Below are 21,203 nucleotides of genomic sequence, written 5' to 3'. Positions count from 1 at the left end.
TTTGGTAGCCCAAGCATAGTTCAGTGAATTTAAGGGGGGAGCGAATCGAAGTGGGATTGGATTCAATATTGATAGTCGATTGATATGAGTTGGCGCAGATTACAAGGTAAATATATTGAGTAACTACTTTAAGCTTTACAGGGTGTTGTGCGTTCTGCGAACTTTAATAGAGTATTCAACTGCTGGGTTTTAGTGGCACTAGGCTTTTTAAGGTCTGGTTCGGCCAGTTCTTTATGGGTAAAACTATGACAAGTAGCGCAATCAAAGCCTTACTAAAGCGTCGTCGAATGCTACCCGTTTTGATACTTGGTGGAATTTTAATGGCTATGTCGCTGGTGGCCAGTCGACAGAAACCACAAAGATACGAAGGGCAAGTTCCGGAACTGCTGGTGGAAGCCATCGAAGTGAAGCGAATGCCTATTCGAGCTGAAACTGTTGCTTTTGGAGAGGTGATGCCGAGCCTTATCCTTGAGGCAAACTCTGAAGTTGGTGGTCGTGTGGTTTCAGTGTCGGCTGATTTGGAACCTGGCGCAATAATATCTGCCGGGGCACCAATCCTAAATATTGACGAAACCAGCTATCAATTGGCCGTTGCTCAAGCGGAGAGTGACTTGGCTGTTTATCGCGCAAAATTACAAGAACTGGAGGTTGAAAAGGCTAATAGCCAGCGTTCGTTGGAAATAGCTCAGAGGACACTGGAATTAGGGGAACAGGAATTACAGCGAAAAGAGCAGTTGGCGGTTAAGGGGATTGTTTCTCGCTCAGCGGCTGATGCGGAGGAGCAACGGGTATTGAAGTTGCGACAAGAAGTTGAACTTCAAAAGGGTAATCTCTCCCTCTTTCCCACTCGTAGGCAGGTGATAAAGGCCCAGATAAGTCGTGCTGAAGCGCTGCTTGGTGAAAGTCGCTACCAGTTATCGCGAACCCGGATAAGCCTGCCCTATAACGTGCGGATCGGTGATGTCTATGTGGAGGCTGGCCAGTCTGTTGCCCATGGGACTCCGCTTTTTGTCGCTTATGGTATGGATCAGGTGGAGGTTTCAGCCGAACTGACGATGGCTCAAATAGTGCCTCTTTTTCGGAGTATTGAATCTCCCAGTGATCAAACTCTCTCGCCTGACGACTTCTCAGATGCCTTATTGGGATTGGAGGCCAGGGTTGGACTGGTAGGTGGTATTGAACCGGTGGAATGGCGGGGCAGGGTAGTGAGAGTTGGAGGTACCATGGATACCACAAGCAGAACTCTCTCCGTAGTGGTTGCAGTGGATAACCCTTATCGAAATATAGTAGCCGAGGGTCGGCCGCCCCTATTTCGTGGTATGTATGCCCGGATTAAGCTTATTGCACCTCCTTCGCCAGCTTTAGTTATCCCTCGCAGAGCCATGCATGAAGGGCGGGTCTACTTGGCTGAAAATAATCAATTGAAGATTCGCACCATAACGGTGGACTACTACCAGGGTGATCTAGCTGTTGTTCGCTCTGGCTTGGTGCCTGGAGATCAGGTGATAACTACTGATGTTATCCCAGCAATCAGTGGGACGGCAGTATCTGTCATCGATGTCAAAATGGGAGTTTCAGACCTGGCCGTGGCAGCAGAGGAAGTTGGCGAGTGATTCGCTTTTTTGCGATCCACCCAACTGCTGCCAATTTGCTTATGGTGGGTTTAATGCTGGCTGGCTTTTTCGTATTGCCGACGATGAAGCGAGAGACTATGCCGGAAATCGACAAGTTCGAAGTACAAGTCTCGGTATTTTATCCTGGTGCAGCTACCGCTGAGGTCGAAGACAGTATCTGCCTCCCCCTCGAAGAGGCAACGGATGGCATCCCATTTATTGATGAGCGCCGCTGTGAAGCTGCAGACAATCTTGGCGTGATGAAACTGAAAATGCAGGAAGCAGGTGATATGGGGCAGTTTCTTGCCGACATTGAATCTGCAGTAGATGCGATAGACTCCCTTCCTGCTGAGAGCGAAAGGCCAGTAATAGAAGAGCTGGGACGTACCCAGCCGGTGGTGAGTGTTGCCCTAAGCGCAGATTTGCCTTTGATCCAGCTCAACCAATTGGCCGAGCACTATCGCCGAGAGTTACTTCGTCATCCGTTGGTGCCCATTGTCAAAATTTCCGGTTTTTCAGACCATCAATTGCAAGTGGAAATTTCAGATTACAATTTGCGACAGTATGGACTGAGTGTTGCCGATCTTGCCGCAATTATCGATAAGCAGGCAATTGATATGCCCGCCGGTAAGGTAACTGCACCTGATCGGGAGTATCAGGTTCGTTTTACCGAAAAGCGGCGCACCGCAGCAGAGCTTGAAGAACTTATTGTTGTCAAAGGAATGGATGGCGCAGAGGTGCGATTGGGCGATATTGCCACTATCCACGACAGTTTTGAAAAGGAGGAGGACAAAATCACTTTTGATGGGCAGCGAGCCGCATTGCTTGTTGTTCAGAAAAACAGCGTGGATGACAGTTTGAGGGTGTTGGAAGCGGTTCGCGAATTTGTCCAGGCGGAAAATGCCCATTTGCCGGAAGAACTGCGGTTGATTCTTACTCAGGATAGCGCCTCAATTGTTGCTGATCGTTTAAGGATGATTATTACCAACGCCTGGCAAGGGCTTATTCTTGTTGCGCTGACCCTTTATTTGTTTTTTAGCGGGCGATATGTGTTTTGGGTGGTTATGGGCCTGCCCGTTTCATTTCTCGGCGCCTTTGCTGTGATTACTACTTTGGGTATATCCATCAATATGATCAGCTTGGTGGGGCTGCTGATTGCAATTGGAATCTTGATGGATGATGCCATTGTGCTTTCGGAAAGTATCGCCACCGAATACCGGGATGGCCGTACACCTCTTCAGGCGGTGGTTATCGGAACCAAGCGTGTTGCAAGGGGGGTTATCTCCTCATTTGTTACTACCGTGATCGTTTTTTCTGGATTAGCTTTTATCAAAGGGGACATGGGGCAGGTCCTCAAAGTTTTACCAATTGTTTTAATCTCTGTACTAGTGGTTAGCCTGATTGAAGCCTTTCTTATTCTCCCCGCTCATTTGCGTCATGCCCTTTCGCACAAGGAAAACCCACCAGCCTGGAAAATCGCTTTTGCTCAGCGGTTTGAGTTGTGGAGAGAGTATGTCGGGCGTGTCGCTGATAAAGCGGTTGAATACAGATATGCTTTTGTCGGCGGCGTAGTGGGACTATTTTTTGTTACGGTGAGTTTACTTCCTGCGGGGTTAGTTAAATTCCAAGGGTTTCCTACATTGGAGGGAGATTTACTACAGGCCCGAATTCTAATGCCCCAAGGAACCTCCCTCGTAGAAATGGAAAAGCTGGTGGCATATCAGAAGAAGGCCCTGTATTTAGCTGCTGAAAACCTCTCAGGGAAAGAGGTAGCGCCTCTTATCGAGCACATTAGTGTTACTTACGGGGTGAATGGCGATGCTTTTGAGAGTGGAGCTCATGTAGCCACAATAAATGTCGACCTACTGGCTGCAGAAGTTCGCCATACAAGTATCAGTGAGTTACGTCAGGCCTGGAGTAAGGCTGCTGGTGATATCCCTGGTGCGATCGCGATTTTGTATAAGGAGCCATCGCCTGGTCCAGCTGGACGAGCTATTTACCTTCGCTTGGCCGGGCTGGATATTGATCAGCTAAAAGGAATATCTATACGTCTACAAAACTGGCTGCGCAGTTACGAAGGAGTGGTGAATGTACTAGATGACCTGCGTCCTGGTAAGCCACAGCTGACGGTCCGAATGCGGGAGGGGGTTTATGCTTCTGGTATTGATGCCAGTGTTGTGGCCACTCAACTGAGAGCTGCCTATCAGGGCACAGAGATTGATGAAGTGCAGTATCAGGGAGAGACTTACGAAATTCGTGTTCGAATGGATGAGCCATCTCGCAGTGCGCTGTCACGATTTGACGAGCTTGTCATTATCCACCCTGAAACAAGGCAGCGTGTACCCTTGATGGCAATTGCCGATATTGAAATGCACCGGGACTATGCGCGTATCCAGAGAATAAATGGTGAGCGTGTTGTTACGGTCTTTGCAGATGTTTTTACAGAGAGGGCCAATGCCAGTGAAATTCTGCTGGATACCCAACAGAACTTTTTTGCACCATTGGAGCAGGAATTTCCGGGCCTAAGGGTAACCATGAAAGGAGAGATTGAGAATAGTCTCATTACAGGTCTATCGATGGGTAAGGCCTTGTTGATCGGGGCAATAGGAATCTATTTACTACTCTCGCTTCAATTTCGTAGTTATACCGAACCTGTAATTGTGATGATGGCGATTCCCCTGGCTTTAATAGGTGTAGTCTGGGGACATATTATTATGGGGCAGAATATGACGATGCCCAGCATGATGGGATTTGTCTCTCTCACTGGAATTGTGGTGAATGATTCAATCCTGTTAGTAGAGTTTGTGAAGCTTCGCGTCCGAAAGGGAATGGACGTTCACACGGCGGCGAGTCAAGCCAGTCGCGACCGGTTCAGGGCTATTTTCCTTACCTCACTGACAACAGTAGCCGGCTTGCTGCCACTGATGTTCGAAACCAGCCTTCAAGCTCAGATACTGATTCCACTGGTAACCAGTATTGTATTTGGGATAAGTAGTTCAACCGTTTTGATTCTGTTAGTCCTGCCAGCCCTTTATGGCATTCTCAAGGACTTTGGCTTAACTGAGCGAATTCAGGAGCCGCTAGATCGATTACCTGAAGATATCGCTGCTTCTACGACCTAAAGCACACGGATAATCTTGATTGTTGAAGTGAAAAAATAGCTGGAATGAGTGGTAGAAGAAGGAAGATAAAAGAGAAAGCAGTGGTAATACTTTGAGCTCCGGGAAGAATTATTCATCAATTCTTAATTAGCGCACTTGTACGAGTATCCAACATAGGGTTTCGGAGTTGTTTTAATAAGTAGTCGAATGTTTCATGTACGTCACGGAATAAGTAGCGAATAGTCCTTGTTGTCCCCCGTACTTCAACTGATAATCAGGAAGATAAATTTGAACTTGCCTTCTTTTGTACAGATTCACTCTCAAAATGATTAGAAAATACAATAAAAATGACTATCCAAGTGTGCTGGATATATATGCCCGTTCAAAACTCGATGAGCTACGGTTTGAAAACCGGAGTTTCAATCTGCTGCCGCTGGATAAAGATCAAAAACGTTTGGCCCAGCTGATGGAGTCGGATATTTATGTGTACGAAAAAGGTGATGTTCTTGGCTATGGTGCGCGATATAAGAATGAGATTCGTGCACTGTTTGTACATCCTTCGTTTAGAGGTCAGGGGGTAGGGCGGGAGTTGCTGGAGTACCTGTTAGGGGAAATCAGTGGCGCTGTACACCTGCAGGTTGCCAAAACCAACGACCCGGTGAAAAACCTGTATCGCAAATATGGTTTTGTGGTGACCAGGGAGCTGCAAACTACCTACAGTGGGGTCCCTGTACTTGCCAATGAGATGGTTCGCCCCCCCAGCGCCAACTAAATACACAAACACCTATGCTACAGGAGTGTCAGCAGGCGTTGTTCTCAAAACATTCCTCCAGAAACCTCCAAAAGGCATCCAGCTTGGCGGAGGCGGCTCTTCTCTGCTGATACACCGCAAAAAGTGGTCTGCTTGATTGCTGCCAATCCGGCAGAACCTGAACCAAGTTACCCGCCGTAATATCCCGCTCTACCAAATAATCGTAAAGGCAAGCTATACCGGCGCCAGACTGGGCTGCTTGGTAGAGGGAATAGTAGTTATTACTTGAAAAGTAGGGCTTGGGGGCAATCGTGATCGATTCCTGCCCCTTTTGAAAGGTCCAGGAAAGTGGATCGCGGCTGTATTTGTAACACAGTAGTTGGAATTTATTGAGTTGGTCCGGGGAGGAAAAAGACTTAATCCTTGCCAGGTACTCAGGAGATGCTACCAGGAGCCGATCGTGCCGGCCGATTTGATGAGAGTAGAGCGTTGATTGGGGCTGCGCAGGTTGGGAGCGCAATGCCAGGTCAAACCCTTCACCGGTAAGATCCCGAAGCTGATCATCCAAAATCAGATCCAAACGGATATCTGGGTGCTCAGTTGTAAACTTCGGGAGCCTAGGTGCCAGCCAGAACTGCCCCAGAGCCGTTGGGGCGGTAATCCGCAACAGTCCAGAGGGCTGCCCCTTGGAGCTGGTTAGGCGCTCTTCCACTTCCCTAAGATCATTAAGGACACGCTCTGTGGTTTCCAGGTAGTCCCGCCCCGCATCCGTAAGGCTTTGGGATCGGGTAGTACGGTGAATTAGCCGAGTACCCAGTCGCTGCTCAAGCTGTTGGATGGCCTTGCTCACAGCGGACACCGTGGACCCCAATTCCCGGGCGGCACGGGTAAATGACCCCAATCGCGCCACCGTAGTGAACACCTGAATTAAGTGGAACCGGTCCAAAGGAACCTCCAATAATTTCCTGGCAGGAAAAAGTGAATATCAAAATTATGCTATTAACGCATTTATAGGAAAAAGTCACAATATCTTGGCAGATCGACAAGTTAAGAAGGGTTTCTGATGAAAGTGATTGTATTGCTATGCCTGATTTTGGTTCCCAGCGCCTTTACGCTGGCCGAGGCACCGCCAAACAGCCAGCCATTTCACGTCAAGGGGGGTGATTTTAAGTTGCCAGTGGGTTGGCACTTTGGGGAGGTTGCGGGGGTGGTCCGCAGGGAGAATGGCCACTTTGTTGTGTTTCACCGAGGGTCTCATTCGCTGTTGGAGTTCGATGGGCAGCGGCGTTTTGTTCGCGAAATTGGCGCGGGACTGTTTGAAAATCCGCATGGTCTTCGTATAGACCATAAGGGCAATATTTGGACTACCGATACTGCCACGCACCTGGTATTGAAATTTGCACCTGATGGCGAAGTAGCCATGGTATTGGGGAAGCGAGGAGCAGCCAGTGAAGGCTGGTTTGATCGCGACTACAACTTGGTGCTGTTCGATCAGCCCCAAGATGTTGCGGTGGATAGAAATGGATTTATTTATGTGGTGGATAAAGGCAACAGCCGCATCGTAAAGCTGGATAAGAATGGCCTTTTGGTAACCACCTGGGGTGGTCAGGGGGAGGCCCCTGGAGAGTTTAATTTCCCTCACTCCATTGTGATTGATTCTGAGGGGCAGTTATATATTGCCGATCGTGAAAATCGCAGGGTACAGATCTTTGATTCAAAGGGTAAATATTTAACTCAATGGAGAGGAATAGGTTACCCCTATGTCCTGTTTCTCAAAGGTGATGCTTTGTGGATGACAGATGCGCGGGCCGAGGAAGTGCGACAGTACGACCTGTCTGGTGATCTCAAGATGCGTTATCAAGGCCAGCCTGGGCGGGGACAGAAGCAATTTGGCTTTGTACATGGGATCTATGTGGATGACGACGGACTTTGGGTGTCCCATATCTTGAATTGGAGCATCAATCGCTTACTGCCAGCGGATACACTACCCGCTCCGGTCATGTAGCTTTTCTTTCAAAATTTACCTGGGAGTATTTATGCCTCACTGTGTTATCCAGTGTCCTTCTAACCTACTTGAGTCGGTAGATGTTGATAGCTTACTGACTTCTATCCATGCCGCTGCAGATCAGTCTGCACTCTTTGAGCCGGGGGATATTAAAGTTCGTTTGTTACCTGTCGAGCACTATTTGGTTGGACCTGAACCAGCACCGTTTGTACACCTGGAGTGCAGTCTGCTTTCAGGTAGAAGTATTGAGCAGCGACAAAGCTTGGCTCATTTACTAGCCAAGGCCCTATGTGCAGCCGTGCCCGATGTGGAGATGGTTTCTGTAGAGGTCCGCGAGATCGTGCGAGCTACATATTGTAATCGCGCTGCATTGGGGCTCGTTGCGTAGCTTATTTCCCATTTTTAAGTGTGCCGGGTTGAACTACAAGAAAGCTTCGGCAAAAGGTACTCATTCGCACAAGTGGAGGGCTTGGCCCCCACTTGCGCACTTTCAGGCCGGTTAGAGGCAGTAGCCCCCATCAACCTTCAGGTGTGCATTTCGCATACCGACTGAGTGATCTGTGGCCAGGTAGTGGATTGCTGGCACTATGTCATCTACCTCAAGGGCCCGGCCCAGTGGCGTTACCACCATACTCTCTGAGAGACTTTGAATGTCTGATTGGCTCATGCCGGCTTTTTCCTGGATTTCGGTCAGGGTGATTCCGGGGCGTACGCTATTTATACGAATTCCCCTCACCGCTAACTCCGCATTCAGGACCTGGGCATAACCTTCAATGGCAGACTTACTCGCACTATAAGCGGAAGTTCCCGAAAAAGTTTTCTCTACGGCAATACTCGAAAGCAAAACCACGCTGGAGGGGTTATTCATCACCGGTAGTAATTTTTGCAGCGTGAAAAAAGGCCCCTTCACATTGATATCAAAAGTGTGATCGAAGAGGGCTTCATCGGTTTCCTCAAATATCCCAGGCTTGAAAATACCGGCATTCAAGATAAGGGCATCCAGTTTAACCTCATCGTTTTGTAATTTGTTTCCCAGTTGCTCAATTTGGTCGAGTTTTCCACTATCACATAGGTGGCATGTCAGTTGGCCGCTACTCCCAAAGAGGCCCGCGATATCCTCGGCTGTTTGTTCCAGTTTTTCAGCGTTTCGGCCCGTGATGATGACTTGCCAGCCCTCGGATAAAAAGTGCTTAGCTGTTGCGAGTCCAATACCGGCAGTGCCACCAGTGATTGCGATGGTTTTTGTTCTCTGCTGGTGTCCCATAGATCCTCTCTTGCGATTGTAATGGTGCAATGAATGGCAGTTGCCAAGATTAGGCTTAGGAGGATATGTTGTTAGACTGGTATCAATAAGGCACCGTTAGGGCAACACTTTGGTTCTAATTTGGAAGCAATGAGGCAGAATGCAGCATCTACATCAATACTTGGGACATTTGTACGTCTTCCGGTTGGTCATTGAGCAAGGCAGTTTTCAGGGGGCTGCTAATCAGCTGGACTTACCTCGCTCATCAGTCAGCAAGAAGCTGGCACAGCTGGAGGGGTTTGTTGATCAGCGTCTATTGCACAGAAGTACGCGGCAATTGCGCCTTACGGATGCCGGTGCTGCTTTGTTGGAAGCAACGGAGACTATGGCTCAGCTAATGAGCAATACCGAACACCTGATCCTCTCCCAACAGGATGAAGCTGTTGGTAGAGTTAAGATAAGTTGCTCTACCTTAATGGGGCAGCGGTACTTATTGCCATCCATACCACTACTAAAGCAACGCTACCCAAAAATTACTTTTCAAGTGAACTTAAGCGATAGGGTTGTGAACTTACTGGATGAAGGCGTTGATATTGCCATTCGCACGGGACACTTGCCGGACTCTTCATTGGTAGCGCGCCGAATAGGTGAAAAGCGTTGGGGGTGGTTTGCCAGCCCGGATTATTTGGCGAGTTGGGGGGAGCCTAATTCTCCAGATGATTTAAGCCAGCATCAATGCTTAGTGTTTAGTAACCAAACAACAACCATTGACCACTGGCACTTTTCTAACGATGGTAACGAAATAATGACCATTGCCATTGATCCGGCGATGGTGGTCGATGATGGCCGTACATTAGTTGAATTAGCTACAATGGGCCAAGGTATAGTTATGATTGATCCTCTTCTGGTGCGCAGGGAATTAGCGGAGGGCAAGTTGATATCTATCTTTCAGCAATGGAGAAGCCCTGAGTTGCAACCGATCCATCTAGTGTGCTTGGGAAGGTCTATAAGAAGTAAAGCGGTAGAGGTAGTTTGGCAGGCATTGGTTGAGGGCTTGCAAAGGGATTTAATCCAGCCTTAAAAGCAAATATGGCAGGGTTTTACGTATTATCTCTTTTTTTCTTTTGAATTTTCTGAAGCTTCTTTCTTTTTAATTCTCTCTTCTTTTGGTAGTAGCGCTTATCGACATATCTAAGCAGTAGCCATAAGACAAGCGCAGCAACAATGCCAATCAGGTATCCTTTCCCATACATGCTATGTGTGACCTGCTGCTGGCCAGATTTATACTCTATTCAACCAATCTGGCCTTTTTAATAAACTGATTATTAGTAGGCAAAATAGGGCAGGTAAGAACTCCAGGCGGTCCATACGAGCTGCTGGACAGTTCTATTCACACCATTGGTTTGCATGTAAAAGTTCCATTGCCCTGTTTCCTTAACACCTATTACATTTTTATTTTGCAGATTAATGGCCGCAAAGTTTGATTGAATCAAAATATAACGATTCGGGTCCAGGCCACCAACTTTAGAGACATCGATTAGCTGAGTGACGTCTGTTCGTAAGTAGCTTCTCTGCGTGCTGGCAAATACACTGAGAGGCGTATTATCGATAATAGTTTGATTTACCTGGTTGTAACTATTAAATGGATGGGGCTGCAAGTGCCCCATAGAGAGCTGACCACCACCCCAGTCAAGAATGATTAAGCTACAGCCAGTTTGACGCTCGGTTACCCAAAAATCCGCATTTGCCGTATTGGGCCGTAATAGTGCGGTATACCGATTCAAAGAACTGTGTCCCCGCGTTGGGGTTGTGAGAGCCTGAATATAGATTCTACTGTCGTTATTTGGTGCACCTGGGCCGATATTGATATTTCCCAAGTTGAGTGAGAATGGAACTCGAGCCAGCTGCGTTTGATGTCCAGGTTGGAGGCCGACTTGCAACCGATAATTTTGTAGTGCAGTTTGCGGGTCAGCTTTCAGTTCTCTCAAAGCATTACGAGAATTTAGTTGATCTTGCAGCGGCATAGCTTTGAACTCCATTTCATTTATGCTTGGCATAATACCGCATATTTTTGGCTGTTTTCACCGTATTTTTCTTTTCAAATTTACTCGATTTGTATTTGGCTGATAGAGAGTTTCTATTGAATTAATTTGTACTGGGGTACAGGTTAAATTTTGCCATAAGTTGAATGATTTTGACTCAAGAAATCTTTGTCTTGATAATGTTCGAATTGATTCAGGTTATGTTAAAGGGATTTTTTGTGGTCGGAACGGTTGTTAAGCGAGCTATCACCTTATTTTTTGTCCTATTTATTTTGGGGGTAGCAGGTATAACCTACCTGCTAAGTGGTAGTAAGGTTATTAAAACTACAGGACAAGTCTTTCAAGGAATTAAGATTCCTATTGGTGATGCGGCTATTAGGTGGCGCGCCGACTTGAGTAAAATTGCTGAAAACCCGCTTCTAGAAAGGATGCAGGGGCCGGTGATCATTCAAAGCACAGATGGTTATATTTCACGGTGGTTCTGTGACGATAAAGTTAAAGAGCAGAGGTCCATTTCTAAGGAAATTGTATTGGAGTGTGGGGGCGATCAAAGAACTTATTCTTTGAGGGATGGTGAAGTTGAGTTTGTCCCCTATGACGGGATAAGCCCTATTGCTGTGGTGAGTGACTTGGAAGGAGATCTAGACTTCTTTAAAAATTGGGCGAGAAACCTGGGTATTATTGATGTCGATGAAAAATGGTCTTATGGCTCAGGCCAATTAGTGATTGTAGGTGATGTCTTTGACCGGGGGCGATATGTTTATGATTTGCTCTGGTTTATCTATCATCTTGAGGAGGAAGCGGCCAATAGTGGTGGAGCTGTACATCTTCTACTAGGAAATCATGAACAGTATGCATTTACTTATAGAATTAAATCTGTAGAGGCTGAACATTTATGGGCTATAGAGCAGTTGAGGCCATATGATCAAGCTTTGGCAGAAGATACAGTTTTAGGGGCTTGGCTAAGAAGTAAAGATGTAACACTGAAGCTTGAGTCAGTACTTTTTACCCATGGAGGTATAAGCCCTCAGGTGCTCAAGCAGGGGCTGAGCACCAGCGAATTTAATGATGCCCATAGAGCCTATTTATCAGGGGCCAAGATAGATAATAGCCTGTTAGTCGGGCCACACTCTCCAACGCAATATCGTGGCTATGCCTATGCGATGGATCAATATCCGGAGGCCGATCAGCAGTTAGTTAATGCTACTATGGAGCACTTTGACGTAAGCTATATTGTGGTAGGTCATAGCCATCAGGAAGAATTGGCTTCCAAGTTCCAGGGTAAGGTGTACTTGGTGGATAGCACTTTGTATGTACCAAAAGCACTGGTCTTTGAGTCGGGCAAACCAGTAATTCGTAATACTGGCGTAGTGCGTAAAAGTTTTATTGACAAAGATACAAAGGAAGAGCCATTTGATGTTCTAAATACTGTACATTGGATGGCTTTTTTGGGGATATTTTTTTAAGTATGTCTGTATAAAAAAGAGCGTTTGAGGTCGTTGTTGGGAGCTGAAATAGAGTGTTTAGGCCGACTTATTGGTGTTGGCATGTTTCAGCTGCATTACTCGAATCGCCTCTCTAATCATGATTTTTATTGTTTGGTGTATCGCTTACAACTTACAAAATGATAAAGCCAAATATGCATGTACATTAGCAGGTAGTGTTAAAATGCGGTATATATTCAATATGATACGAGCTGGGTGATTGTGTGGAGCAGGGAATTAGAAAGCTGGTTGATAATTATGAGAGCAAAGAGGGGCGATTTTTTTCCATATTTATTCAGTGTCTGATAGTTGTATCGCTAATTTCTTTTTCTGTGGGTACTATCCCTGATTTAACACCAGAACAGAGAGCTGTATTGGATCACTTCGAGTTGTTCTCAGTGATTGTGTTTACTTTGGAATATATATGTCGCGTGTATGCGGCGAAAAATAGATTGGGCTTTATCTTCAGTTTTTATGGTTTGATTGATCTTATGGCGTTCTTGCCATTTTATATAGCTTCAGGAATGGATTTAAGGGCGCTTAGAATTGTTCGCTTATTTCAAGTGTTTAGGGTTTTAAAGCTGTTGCGCTATAGTAAGGCAGTTGCTCGATTTAGCCGTGCATTTAGTATGGTTAAAGAGGAACTGGTATTGTTTGGAGTAACAGCTCTGATCTTGCTTTATTTGTCATCTGTAGGTATCTATTATTTTGAGAGCGCTGCTCAGCCGGAACAATTTAAATCTATCTTTCACAGTTTGTGGTGGGCAGTTACAACCTTAACCACTGTGGGTTATGGTGACATGTATCCAGTTACTCTCGGTGGGAGAATATTTACTTTCTTTGTGCTTTTGATTGGTTTGGGGGTGGTTGCAATTCCGACAGGTCTTGTCGCTTCTGCCTTATCTAAAGCCCGGATTGAGGATGTAGAAAACGATTAGTAACAAGCGCTAATAGGCTATGGCCTCTTCGTCTGTGAGGCCATCCCAGGGTATTTAATTGAACTCAATCGCTTTACTATTGATAAAGAGCTGGGTATCAACGGGTGTAGCACTGGAAACGGTTTGAAGTGACATACAGGCCTGCCGGCAACAATGCATAAATTTTACAAGTTTTTCTTCTGGCTCATCACTTTCAACAATCAAATGTATTTCCACTCTATCCCCCTTGCCAAAGACTTCTTCCGGTTTGATACCCCCAAAATTCAAAGTGGTTGAGAACTCAGTTTTTTGCTCTAGCCTTACACTTTTTAATTTGATCCCGCCAAGTTTAGCCAGCATTTCGATGTGAGACATCATGCAAAGGGCTAGTCCTGCAGAGAAGTACATAATTGGAGATGGGGCGCTGCCTCTACCGCCGACGGCTGTGCCTTCATCACAGATAAGCTCCCATGTTCCACCATTAGGAACGTTGGAAAATATGGTGGCTTTTTTTAGGTGATGCCCCTCAGGCATTTGTTCGACATTAATATGAGCGTGAAACTTCAGCAGCTCGCCTTGTTTCACCTTATCGAGGTGAGGGGGAGGGAAGGTTACTTGGTGTGCATTCTCGTCCAACTTGCGAACGATGGTAGAACTTGACATTTCCCACTGAATTGGGTGCATTTCGAGGCTCCTCTGTTTTTGTGTCTCGACTGGAGGGTCGAGTAGAGTTGATTTGTGCACCCCTGCGGAGTTGGGTGGCAACAGCTTTAACAAAGGAGGTTAGGGTGAGAAGGGCCATATCCCCACTTGTGCCTTAAGGGTACTGGCTCTTTAGTCCAGTAGGGGGAGCGCGGTAAAGAGCGCGAGTTCATGCGCGTAGGCCAGCGCATCATTCTTGGAGTGGAAGGCCTGCGCCTGGATACTATTGCTACCGTTACTTTGGCGGGGGACCAATATTACCTGCCAGCTGGAGTGGCTACTTTTACGGTCTGTGGTATGGGGTGAGTAGGAGACAACCTTTATCCCCTTGAACGCCGCTAGCGATTGCCTCTCGGTCCAGCTATGCCATAGGGCTTGTCTCTTGGAAACATAGCTTTTTGATTCTCCATCAATGTAATGTGTTGCCCGAAAGGAGAATGTGATTACTGCAAGAAGAGTGCAGAGAGCGGTGGCCAGCCAGGAGATGGTGGAGCCCCCATCGAGAGCAAAACTTAGGCTGACAAGTAGCCAGGTTAGAGTGAACCCACCAAAGATATAGATTGGTACTTTGTTGGACTGCAGTTCCATATGTGCTGCTTTCCTATTTCCCATAAATGTAAAATTAGGTGCCAGATTTCAACCTCAGTTAGTAAGCCGCTTATTTTTATTTAGCTGATTGAAGGAAACATACGACAGCTATCTGTTACGGCAGGGCAAAAGTACTCTTTTTGTAGGGTCTTTATCAAGTGGATAGCGTAATTTGTAGGGAGATCAAGCTGTGGCGGTTATCTTTTCGGAAGGAAAGAGGCCCGCTATGGGCCTCTCCAGGGGGAGATCTAAGAGGAGCGTGCTTTAAGGGGTTCGCGTAGCTGTTCGGCCATGCCTAATAGCAGGGACTCAGTAGTTTCCCAATCGATACATTTATCGGTTACCGAAACGCCATACTCCATATCGCTCAGGTTTGGCAGAATTTTCTGGTTGCCGGCTTTCAGGTTACTTTCCACCATAATGCCAATAATCGACTGATTGCCATCGAGGATTTGGTGAGTCACATTGTCGACCACCAGGGGCTGTAATTCGTGGTTTTTATTGGAGTTGGCATGACTGCAATCGACCATAATGTTTGGCACGATATTAGACTTACGCAGCTCCTGCTCGCACATTGCAACACTCACTGAATCGTAATTTGGCTTGTCATTGCCCCCGCGAAGTACAACGTGACCGTATGGGTTGCCCGCGGTGTGGATAATCGCAACTTGACCGTGCTTATTGATGCCGAGGAAACGATGGGGGTTGGCGACCGATTGTAGGGCATTGATAGCCACCTCCAGGCCACCATCGGTACCATTCTTGAAGCCCACGGCAGAGGAGAGGCCGCTGGCCATTTCCCGGTGGGTCTGTGACTCTGTGGTTCGCGCGCCAATGGCAGACCATGAAATTAGGTCCTGCAGGTACTGAGGGGAGATTGGGTCTAGAGCTTCTGTTGCAGTAGGCAACCCTAGCTCGGCAACATCCAATAGCAGCTTGCGGCCAATATGCAGCCCCTCCTCAATCTTGAAGGAGTCGTTCAAGTGAGGGTCGTTGATCAAGCCCTTCCAGCCAACAGTGGTGCGGGGCTTCTCAAAATAGACGCGCATTACAATTAGCAGGGTATCGGAAACCTTGTCCGCAATCGCCTTCAAGCGCTTGGCATAATCCATTGCGGCGTTCACATCGTGAACGGAGCATGGCCCGATTACCACCATTAGCCGGTGGTCTTTACGATCTAGGATGTCGCGCACGGCGGCGCGTCCTCCAGCGACAGTCGCCTCGGCGGCATCGCTAATGGGGAGTTCTGCTTTCAGCGTCTCCGGGCTGATCAGTACTTCCTGGGAGACAACATTTAAGTCGTCGAACTGCTGTGTGGTCATGGCGTCTTCTGGTTTCTCTATTCCTTAGTGCCGCGCTGCACCTGCAGGCGGTGTACCTATCCTACTTTGCCATCAAGAATAGGGCGAGGGTTTCATTTGCAACCAAATAATTGGCCTTCTTTAGGGATGGCCATTTGCTAGGGTCCCTTAGACAGGTTGGCGCAATCCGTTAGTAGAGAGTGCCCATTGCCGCCATCTTTAGCAGCCAAATGGTGGCAGATGGCATTAGCGCTTCTATGGAGTATGCAGTCAGAAGCGCAGTATTCAGAGGGCTCCTTACAGAGTAATAGCTGAAAACAATTCGCGAGTGCCAGGAGTGGGAGGCACTCGAGACAAGCCGCGGATAATTTTGATTAAGGATGCTCGATAGTTAACGTCACCGGGCGGTATTTGATTTAGCTAAATTAGCGATCTAAATCATTGAATAAGCTACACGGGCGCTGAAATTGGCGGGCAAGCTGTCTGTGAATCCCTGGATTATATCTGTGTAGTTTGCGAAGCTAGTGCTCGAGAATAGAGCCGGCTATTGCCTCCTATATGAGTCTCAAAGTTTCCCCATAAAACGAAATAATAAACTGATCAGCTATGTCTTGCATTTCAAAAAGGGCTCGTAAGTCTTTTCAACTAATTTTGAAGTGATCGCAAGCATCAATGTGAACAGCAATTGTCATTTCTGAGCATTACAGATTCTAATTTGATGAGAATCTTCTCTGCTAGACATAAAGGTGTGCTTATATCAAATTGGGCTTTTTGTAAGAGCTACAACGTAGTCAAGTTGATGATTGTTGCGAATAAATTTTCTTTTTTCGGTGCGGATCGTTTCCTACAAAATGTAGAAAACTGGCTCGCCTTTTCTTTGTAAGGGGTTAGGGTTTCGTATTGTGCAAAAATAGGAGTATTAACTTTTGTGGACACTCACCTCTATCCACGTGATCAATAATTACTTTTTGATTGCGAGTGAAAAGAGCATAATTATATTTTCAATCTTTTGAAGCTGGGGTTGTGTCTTTTTCCTGTATTGGTTAAGCAAAATTTATACCTTCTTACTTTTAATTGATTAGGCTGTGTTGTGAATAACCAGAGAAGTTATGCCCAAAGCTTTGCAAACGATTTACTGTAAGAGCCTTGTTTATAATGCTGTGATATGGTTTGCAAAACCTGAGAGATAAAGAAGCGTTTTTTTAAGTGCGACTTGGTTAACCGCCTAACCTGTCTTGTCGTACTCTTTCTGATATCAAATATATTTCCAACATTGGCAGCAAGCTTAGGGTCCAGCGTCCTGGTAGGTGTTGAAGTACTCAAGGTATGCCTTAATTACTTGATGAATGAGCATGGGAAGCTAATTCAAGGGAAAGCTAAATTAAGTGCACTTATAACGCCTTGCTTTCGTTATATAGCTAGTTATCAAACCTCAAGAGAAGACTGATAATTTTCTATGTTCTATAAATAGCCAATAGATTTGCAAGTCTTGGTAGTCAAAAAGAGCCGTCGTGGAAAAGTTAAGTAAGTCAATAAATTTTAGTGGTAGCTTTAATTTTAAGTCAGGGTGACTCAATCAAAGAACTGGTTCACGGTACCCGCGAGGAGATACGGATAAGCTTCGTTTGTTAATTTCAGTATTTCTAAATGACAAGTAATGTTTATACGTATCAACAAAACAAATCGCTCCGAAAAGGCATTTAAGGCCCCCCTCGTATTATTATTAAGCGCACTACTTTTTGGCTGTGGTGGCGGAGGTAGTAGTAACGATGAGACGACACCGCAAGAGAACACTGGCGGTGATAACTCGGGTGGTGGAAATTCAGGCGGTGGAAATTCGGGTGGGGGAGTTGTAGATACCCCGGATGAAGGTGATGATTCTAACACGCTGCCCATTGCCAATGATCAGTTGGTAGAGATGGCCGCACACGGCCGACTTGCAAAATCTATATTTCTTGCTGCGTATGATGAAGATCTGGATTCTCTAGAATATTCTATTCAGTCGGAGCCGGCGCATGGCACTTTAACAGGAAGTGGGCGTCGCTGGGAGTACCTCCCTGCAACAGACTTTACGGGTACTGATAGCTTCTCATATCTAGCGTCAGATAGTAGTGGTGCTAGTAATATTGCGACAGTTACTATTGAAGTTGCGGCAAATGATTGTGCCAGCGATTTCCTGGATGGACCAGCTGACAGCCTTCTGGTGCATGTCCCGTCTCACTTGGAATTCCGTGATGTAGCGGGTGGAAATTCTGTGATTGTTGAGGGTACTGCGCTAACAGAAAGTGCATCTTCGGATCCAGATGTAGAAGGGCGCACAATGTTTGTCAGTCGCAACGACTTTAATAATGCAGACATGACGGTGGCTCTTCCTGAGAAAGATGGCCTCGCGCATTTTAGCTTGTCTTTTAAGTTCATCCCGGATAGTACTGAAGACGATGAAGTGATGGTGAGATCAATTGCCGATACTAATGGTGATAATAACTCCGGCAGCTTTTATATAGGCATCAGTGATGATGTTGTTGTAGGGCAATTGGGCGGCCAAGACAGCCAGCAGTTTTCTAACGCAGAAAGTACTTTAAAGACCCGTAGCTGTAATCATGTCGCAGTTACGGTCGACAATGGCACGCTAACCGTGTACGTAAACGGTGAGGCTTCTTCTTCGATATCTGTTGATGGTGATAGCTATCCTTACTTGGGCGACATGCTGCAATTTGGGCCCTTCGCGGGAAAAATCTGGGATGCGCGACTCTATGAGCGTGTGCTGACATACGATGAAGTCATGGACCTGGGTGGCAGTAAGTGCAATGAATCGATGATTGCTACCAGCCCCTATGATGGTTACAACAACTATCTTTGTTCAACGTACCAGTGCCAATGGTGGTCGGATGATACCGACAAAACAATGGCTAATTTTGAGCATTATATTGTGGCTCAAGAGCGGGTATGGGAAAGGAATATCTTTGAAGCCGGCATGTATGGAAAAGGCGAGCTTTGCACTTACTTCAGTGATGAAGGTTCCACCCGTGATTTAGAACTCAATGACTCAATCAGTAATACGTTCGTTAAGAATTACACCCTGGAGGATAATCCGCTTACGCAGTCTAATGCCCAGCACTGGATGCATGAGAACTTCCACTCCTATCAGGGTAAGCTAAACAGGGTCACAGGTGAGTCCAGTGGTAAGTACACCCTGGAATCCTCCGCAAGCTGGGGCGCGGATCACAATATCCCGGGCGTTAAAGACAGCTTGCTGGGTTACTACACCCTCCACCCGCATATTACACTTTGGGCCATTCAAGACTCTCCCGTCGATCACCAATATGGTTATGACTTTAAAGGCGGGCATCAGTACGGTGCATATATTTTCTGGTCTTGGCTGACTAATTATGCTGTGAGTAAGGATCTGATGGGAGGTGTATTCCGTGACTCCAGGGATGGGCTCAACGACCTGGAAGCAGCGGATGCCTATCTAACAGCACAAGGGCACGATATGAAGGCCCTGTTTGCAGATTTTGCAGCACAAATCACGACCTGGGATATGGTTGAGAGTGAGGCCTACCAGGTGTCGGAGGCAGCCTCTTTGAGTCGGATGTTGAGTGAGCACCCTGATGCCAGCACCCACGATAATAAGTACACCCAAACATTTGACCAGGAAGGGACGGGTAACAGCTGGACTGATATGGATACCGGTTTTGTACCTGGCTCTTGGGCTTTTAATGCCTTTAAGGTAGAGGGTATTACTGAAGACAGTAACTACACCATTGCGGTTAGGGTTGATGCTGAAAATAACCCAGCTCATGCGGACTTCCGTGGTCGTGCAGTGGTTTACAACCCATCTACTGGCTCTCGTAGCTATTATCCATTTGATATTGATAGCTCCGGGGAAGATTCAAGTACCGTAGTACCGGTACCTGCCAATCATGAACTCTATGCTCTCGTAGTCACAACTCCTGACACCTTCAGGGATTTTGAGTTTTATGATTATGATTTTGCTATCTATCCATCTGGTGGTGACGTAAATACCGATCCAGTGGGTGATACTTCAGATGAGGATGTTGTAAAAGTTGTGGTTATGGCAGGCCAGTCCAATATGGAAGGCAACAACACCCGGTTAGATCGCTTGCAAGAGCTGATTTGTCATGCCAATGCAGATTACACCTACGGCGATGTCGACTGTGGTTCTACGGCGATTAGTGATGACCAGATAACAGAGCAGTTTATCAATAATAGTGATTCGCTAGCCGATTATAACCAGAGACTTAGCGATGATAACGAAGATCCTGTGGTGCAGAAGCTCGGGCAATTCCTCTGCCGTGCAGGCAGTCTCGACTCTCATACAGGTGAAACCTGTGATAGCCGTAACTTTGATCTGACTGACCGACTCTTTGCCACCATCAGTAGATATTACTTCTCCTCTAGCGATGGCTCCTATGGGTACAACTACGATGCCTGGATGCAAATGAGTACTGCTATGGAGGTAGCTGAAATTTATACTGATGGTCACCTGGACGCAGCTCTTGAAGGTACACGAGACGATATTACTGTACTGCAGTATCAGGGTTCATTGAATGATACCGGTTCTCTCTCCTTCTCTGAGCGCCATGGTGAATTGTTCCCCAATTACGGCGTGTCTACTAACCGCTATGGACCAGAGCTCACTTTAGGGCACTATCTCGGTGAAGAGACTGAGAACGATCTGTTACTTTTAAAAGTGGTTCAGGGTGGTACTGACCTGAGAGTTGACTGGAAGGTCCCTGGCTGCCATGACTCCGCCGCTAATGAGTGGACCCAAGATGAGGAAAATCAGGAGTCTCTTTACACTGCGATGTTGGAGAAGATTGAGGCCTTGCGCGACCCTGAAGTCTTGGCTGGTTACTTTCCGCAGTATGAAAATAAGTCGATTGAAATCGATAGTTTTATCTGGTTCCAGGGTTGGAATGATGGAGGGCAAAGTGTAAATGAAAACAACTATGAGGCGAATTTGACCTGTCTGGTGAATGGCCTACGGGAAGCGCTAAATGATTATGACTTGCCCATTGTTATTGCTAAAAGCCACTATGGTGATGCCAGTGGAGCTATCCAGTCTGCCCAACAGTCTGTTGCAGACAACCTCTATAATGTTGAGGCTCATGAAACAGATGATCTCTCAGGTTATTACCATTTTGATCCAGCGGCGCATTTAGCGATAGGTAAGAGAATGAAAGAAGAGATGGATAACTTACATTGATTTAGGACTCATTTACAGGGGTTAAGTAGTGGATAAAACCATCATTCTTAAGGTTTTATCCGCTCTGGCTTTGCCTTAAAGGCTTACAAGTTAACTCCAATATACTCTCAGGTTGCCTTGCTTTGGTATATCGCTTTGCCTAGGCCAAGCGAGGTACCTAAGACCTAATTTAAGTCGTTCATTCCTCACATTATTACAATTCCTTCAACTCATCGCTGCCTTTTTC

The 21,203-nt window shown here is 46.5% G+C and carries 15 protein-coding genes; 9 read left to right on the top strand and 6 right to left on the bottom strand.

The window, feature by feature from the left end:
- Window positions 1-245: 245 nt before the first annotated feature.
- From ACJJIN_RS07640 to ACJJIN_RS07630, 3 genes are all read left to right on the top strand, one after another.
- The gene (locus ACJJIN_RS07640) at window positions 246-1,613 is read left to right on the top strand and encodes an efflux RND transporter periplasmic adaptor subunit (protein WP_444897556.1); all 1,368 of its coding nucleotides are present in this window, start codon (window positions 246-248) and stop codon (window positions 1,611-1,613) included.
- Complete coding sequence (locus ACJJIN_RS07635) at window positions 1,610-4,735, top strand: efflux RND transporter permease subunit (protein ID WP_444897555.1); 3,126 nt, start codon at window positions 1,610-1,612, stop codon at window positions 4,733-4,735. Before ACJJIN_RS07640 ends, ACJJIN_RS07635 begins: the two co-directional genes overlap by 4 nt.
- A 304-nt stretch (window positions 4,736-5,039) precedes the next feature.
- Window positions 5,040-5,486, top strand: coding sequence for a GNAT family N-acetyltransferase (locus tag ACJJIN_RS07630; RefSeq protein ID WP_444897554.1), 447 nt, complete (start codon window positions 5,040-5,042; stop codon window positions 5,484-5,486).
- Between the two features lie 28 nt (window positions 5,487-5,514).
- Here ACJJIN_RS07630 and ACJJIN_RS07625 read toward each other — a convergent pair whose 3' ends face one another.
- Window positions 5,515-6,411 carry a LysR family transcriptional regulator gene (locus tag ACJJIN_RS07625; protein ID WP_444897553.1) on the bottom strand — a complete coding sequence of 299 codons (897 nt, stop codon included), beginning with the start codon at window positions 6,409-6,411 and terminating at the stop codon, window positions 5,515-5,517.
- Window positions 6,412-6,528: 117 nt separating this feature from the next.
- Here ACJJIN_RS07625 and ACJJIN_RS07620 point away from each other — a divergent pair, with 117 nt between their 5' ends.
- On the top strand, window positions 6,529-7,470 hold the full coding sequence (locus ACJJIN_RS07620) for a peptidyl-alpha-hydroxyglycine alpha-amidating lyase family protein (protein ID WP_444897552.1): 942 nt from the start codon (window positions 6,529-6,531) through the stop codon (window positions 7,468-7,470).
- A 31-nt stretch (window positions 7,471-7,501) separates the two neighbouring features.
- Window positions 7,502-7,858 carry a 5-carboxymethyl-2-hydroxymuconate Delta-isomerase gene (locus ACJJIN_RS07615; protein WP_444894103.1) on the top strand — a complete coding sequence of 119 codons (357 nt, stop codon included), beginning with the start codon at window positions 7,502-7,504 and terminating at the stop codon, window positions 7,856-7,858.
- A 111-nt stretch (window positions 7,859-7,969) separates the two neighbouring features.
- On the opposite strand, the gene ACJJIN_RS07610 is transcribed toward ACJJIN_RS07615, so the two are convergent.
- Complete coding sequence (locus ACJJIN_RS07610) at window positions 7,970-8,734, bottom strand: SDR family NAD(P)-dependent oxidoreductase (protein ID WP_444897551.1); 765 nt, start codon at window positions 8,732-8,734, stop codon at window positions 7,970-7,972.
- Window positions 8,735-8,873: 139 nt separating this feature from the next.
- Here ACJJIN_RS07610 and ACJJIN_RS07605 point away from each other — a divergent pair, with 139 nt between their 5' ends.
- Window positions 8,874-9,794 carry a LysR family transcriptional regulator gene (locus ACJJIN_RS07605; RefSeq protein WP_444897550.1) on the top strand — a complete coding sequence of 307 codons (921 nt, stop codon included), beginning with the start codon at window positions 8,874-8,876 and terminating at the stop codon, window positions 9,792-9,794.
- A 244-nt stretch (window positions 9,795-10,038) separates the two neighbouring features.
- Here the strand turns inward: ACJJIN_RS07605 and ACJJIN_RS07600 are convergent, their stop codons facing one another.
- Window positions 10,039-10,737 (bottom strand): hypothetical protein, encoded by a 699-nt coding sequence (locus ACJJIN_RS07600; protein ID WP_444897549.1) that lies wholly within the window; start codon window positions 10,735-10,737, stop codon window positions 10,039-10,041.
- Window positions 10,738-10,907: 170 nt separating this feature from the next.
- Between ACJJIN_RS07600 and ACJJIN_RS07595 the strand changes: the two genes are divergently transcribed.
- Entirely contained in the window at window positions 10,908-12,221 is a 1,314-nt protein-coding gene (locus ACJJIN_RS07595; protein ID WP_444897548.1) for a metallophosphoesterase, read from the top strand.
- A gap of 242 nt (window positions 12,222-12,463) precedes the next feature.
- A complete protein-coding gene (locus ACJJIN_RS07590) occupies window positions 12,464-13,177 on the top strand; it encodes an ion transporter (protein WP_444897547.1) in 714 nt (237 codons plus the stop codon).
- 54 nt (window positions 13,178-13,231) lie between these two features.
- On the opposite strand, the gene ACJJIN_RS07585 is transcribed toward ACJJIN_RS07590, so the two are convergent.
- From ACJJIN_RS07585 to ACJJIN_RS07575, 3 genes are all read right to left on the bottom strand, one after another.
- Window positions 13,232-13,840: an OsmC-related (seleno)protein gene (locus ACJJIN_RS07585; RefSeq protein WP_444897546.1), complete on the bottom strand. Its 609-nt coding sequence runs from the start codon at window positions 13,838-13,840 to the stop codon at window positions 13,232-13,234.
- A 150-nt stretch (window positions 13,841-13,990) separates the two neighbouring features.
- A complete protein-coding gene (locus tag ACJJIN_RS07580; RefSeq protein WP_444897545.1) occupies window positions 13,991-14,446 on the bottom strand; it encodes a hypothetical protein in 456 nt (151 codons plus the stop codon).
- Window positions 14,447-14,694: 248 nt separating this feature from the next.
- A complete protein-coding gene (locus ACJJIN_RS07575) occupies window positions 14,695-15,768 on the bottom strand; it encodes a 3-deoxy-7-phosphoheptulonate synthase (protein WP_413665536.1) in 1,074 nt (357 codons plus the stop codon).
- 1,636 nt (window positions 15,769-17,404) lie between these two features.
- Between ACJJIN_RS07575 and ACJJIN_RS07570 the strand changes: the two genes are divergently transcribed.
- On the top strand, window positions 17,405-20,977 hold the full coding sequence (locus ACJJIN_RS07570; RefSeq protein ID WP_444897544.1) for a sialate O-acetylesterase: 3,573 nt from the start codon (window positions 17,405-17,407) through the stop codon (window positions 20,975-20,977).
- Window positions 20,978-21,203: the final 226 nt, after the last annotated feature.

Source organism: Microbulbifer maximicatervae (SeqCode) (assembly GCF_052467505.1).
The sequence above is the reverse complement of the archived record's forward strand: the minus strand, read 5'-3'. Positions and strand labels throughout refer to the sequence as shown.

Excerpts from the sequence above, each read along its gene's own strand:
- ACJJIN_RS07630 (WP_444897554.1), top strand. The coding sequence starts at position 5,040 with ATGATTAGAAAATACAATAAAAATGACTATCCAAGTGTGCTGGATATA.
- ACJJIN_RS07600 (WP_444897549.1), bottom strand. The coding sequence starts at position 10,737 with ATGCCGCTGCAAGATCAACTAAATTCTCGTAATGCTTTGAGAGAACTG.
- ACJJIN_RS07585 (WP_444897546.1), bottom strand. The coding sequence starts at position 13,840 with ATGCACCCAATTCAGTGGGAAATGTCAAGTTCTACCATCGTTCGCAAG.
- ACJJIN_RS07640 (WP_444897556.1), top strand. The coding sequence starts at position 246 with ATGACAAGTAGCGCAATCAAAGCCTTACTAAAGCGTCGTCGAATGCTA.
- ACJJIN_RS07575 (WP_413665536.1), bottom strand. The coding sequence starts at position 15,768 with ATGACCACACAGCAGTTCGACGACTTAAATGTTGTCTCCCAGGAAGTA.
- ACJJIN_RS07620 (WP_444897552.1), top strand. The coding sequence starts at position 6,529 with ATGAAAGTGATTGTATTGCTATGCCTGATTTTGGTTCCCAGCGCCTTT.
- ACJJIN_RS07580 (WP_444897545.1), bottom strand. The coding sequence starts at position 14,446 with ATGGAACTGCAGTCCAACAAAGTACCAATCTATATCTTTGGTGGGTTC.
- ACJJIN_RS07610 (WP_444897551.1), bottom strand. The coding sequence starts at position 8,734 with ATGGGACACCAGCAGAGAACAAAAACCATCGCAATCACTGGTGGCACT.
- ACJJIN_RS07615 (WP_444894103.1), top strand. The coding sequence starts at position 7,502 with ATGCCTCACTGTGTTATCCAGTGTCCTTCTAACCTACTTGAGTCGGTA.
- ACJJIN_RS07570 (WP_444897544.1), top strand. The coding sequence starts at position 17,405 with ATGTTTATACGTATCAACAAAACAAATCGCTCCGAAAAGGCATTTAAG.
- ACJJIN_RS07605 (WP_444897550.1), top strand. The coding sequence starts at position 8,874 with ATGCAGCATCTACATCAATACTTGGGACATTTGTACGTCTTCCGGTTG.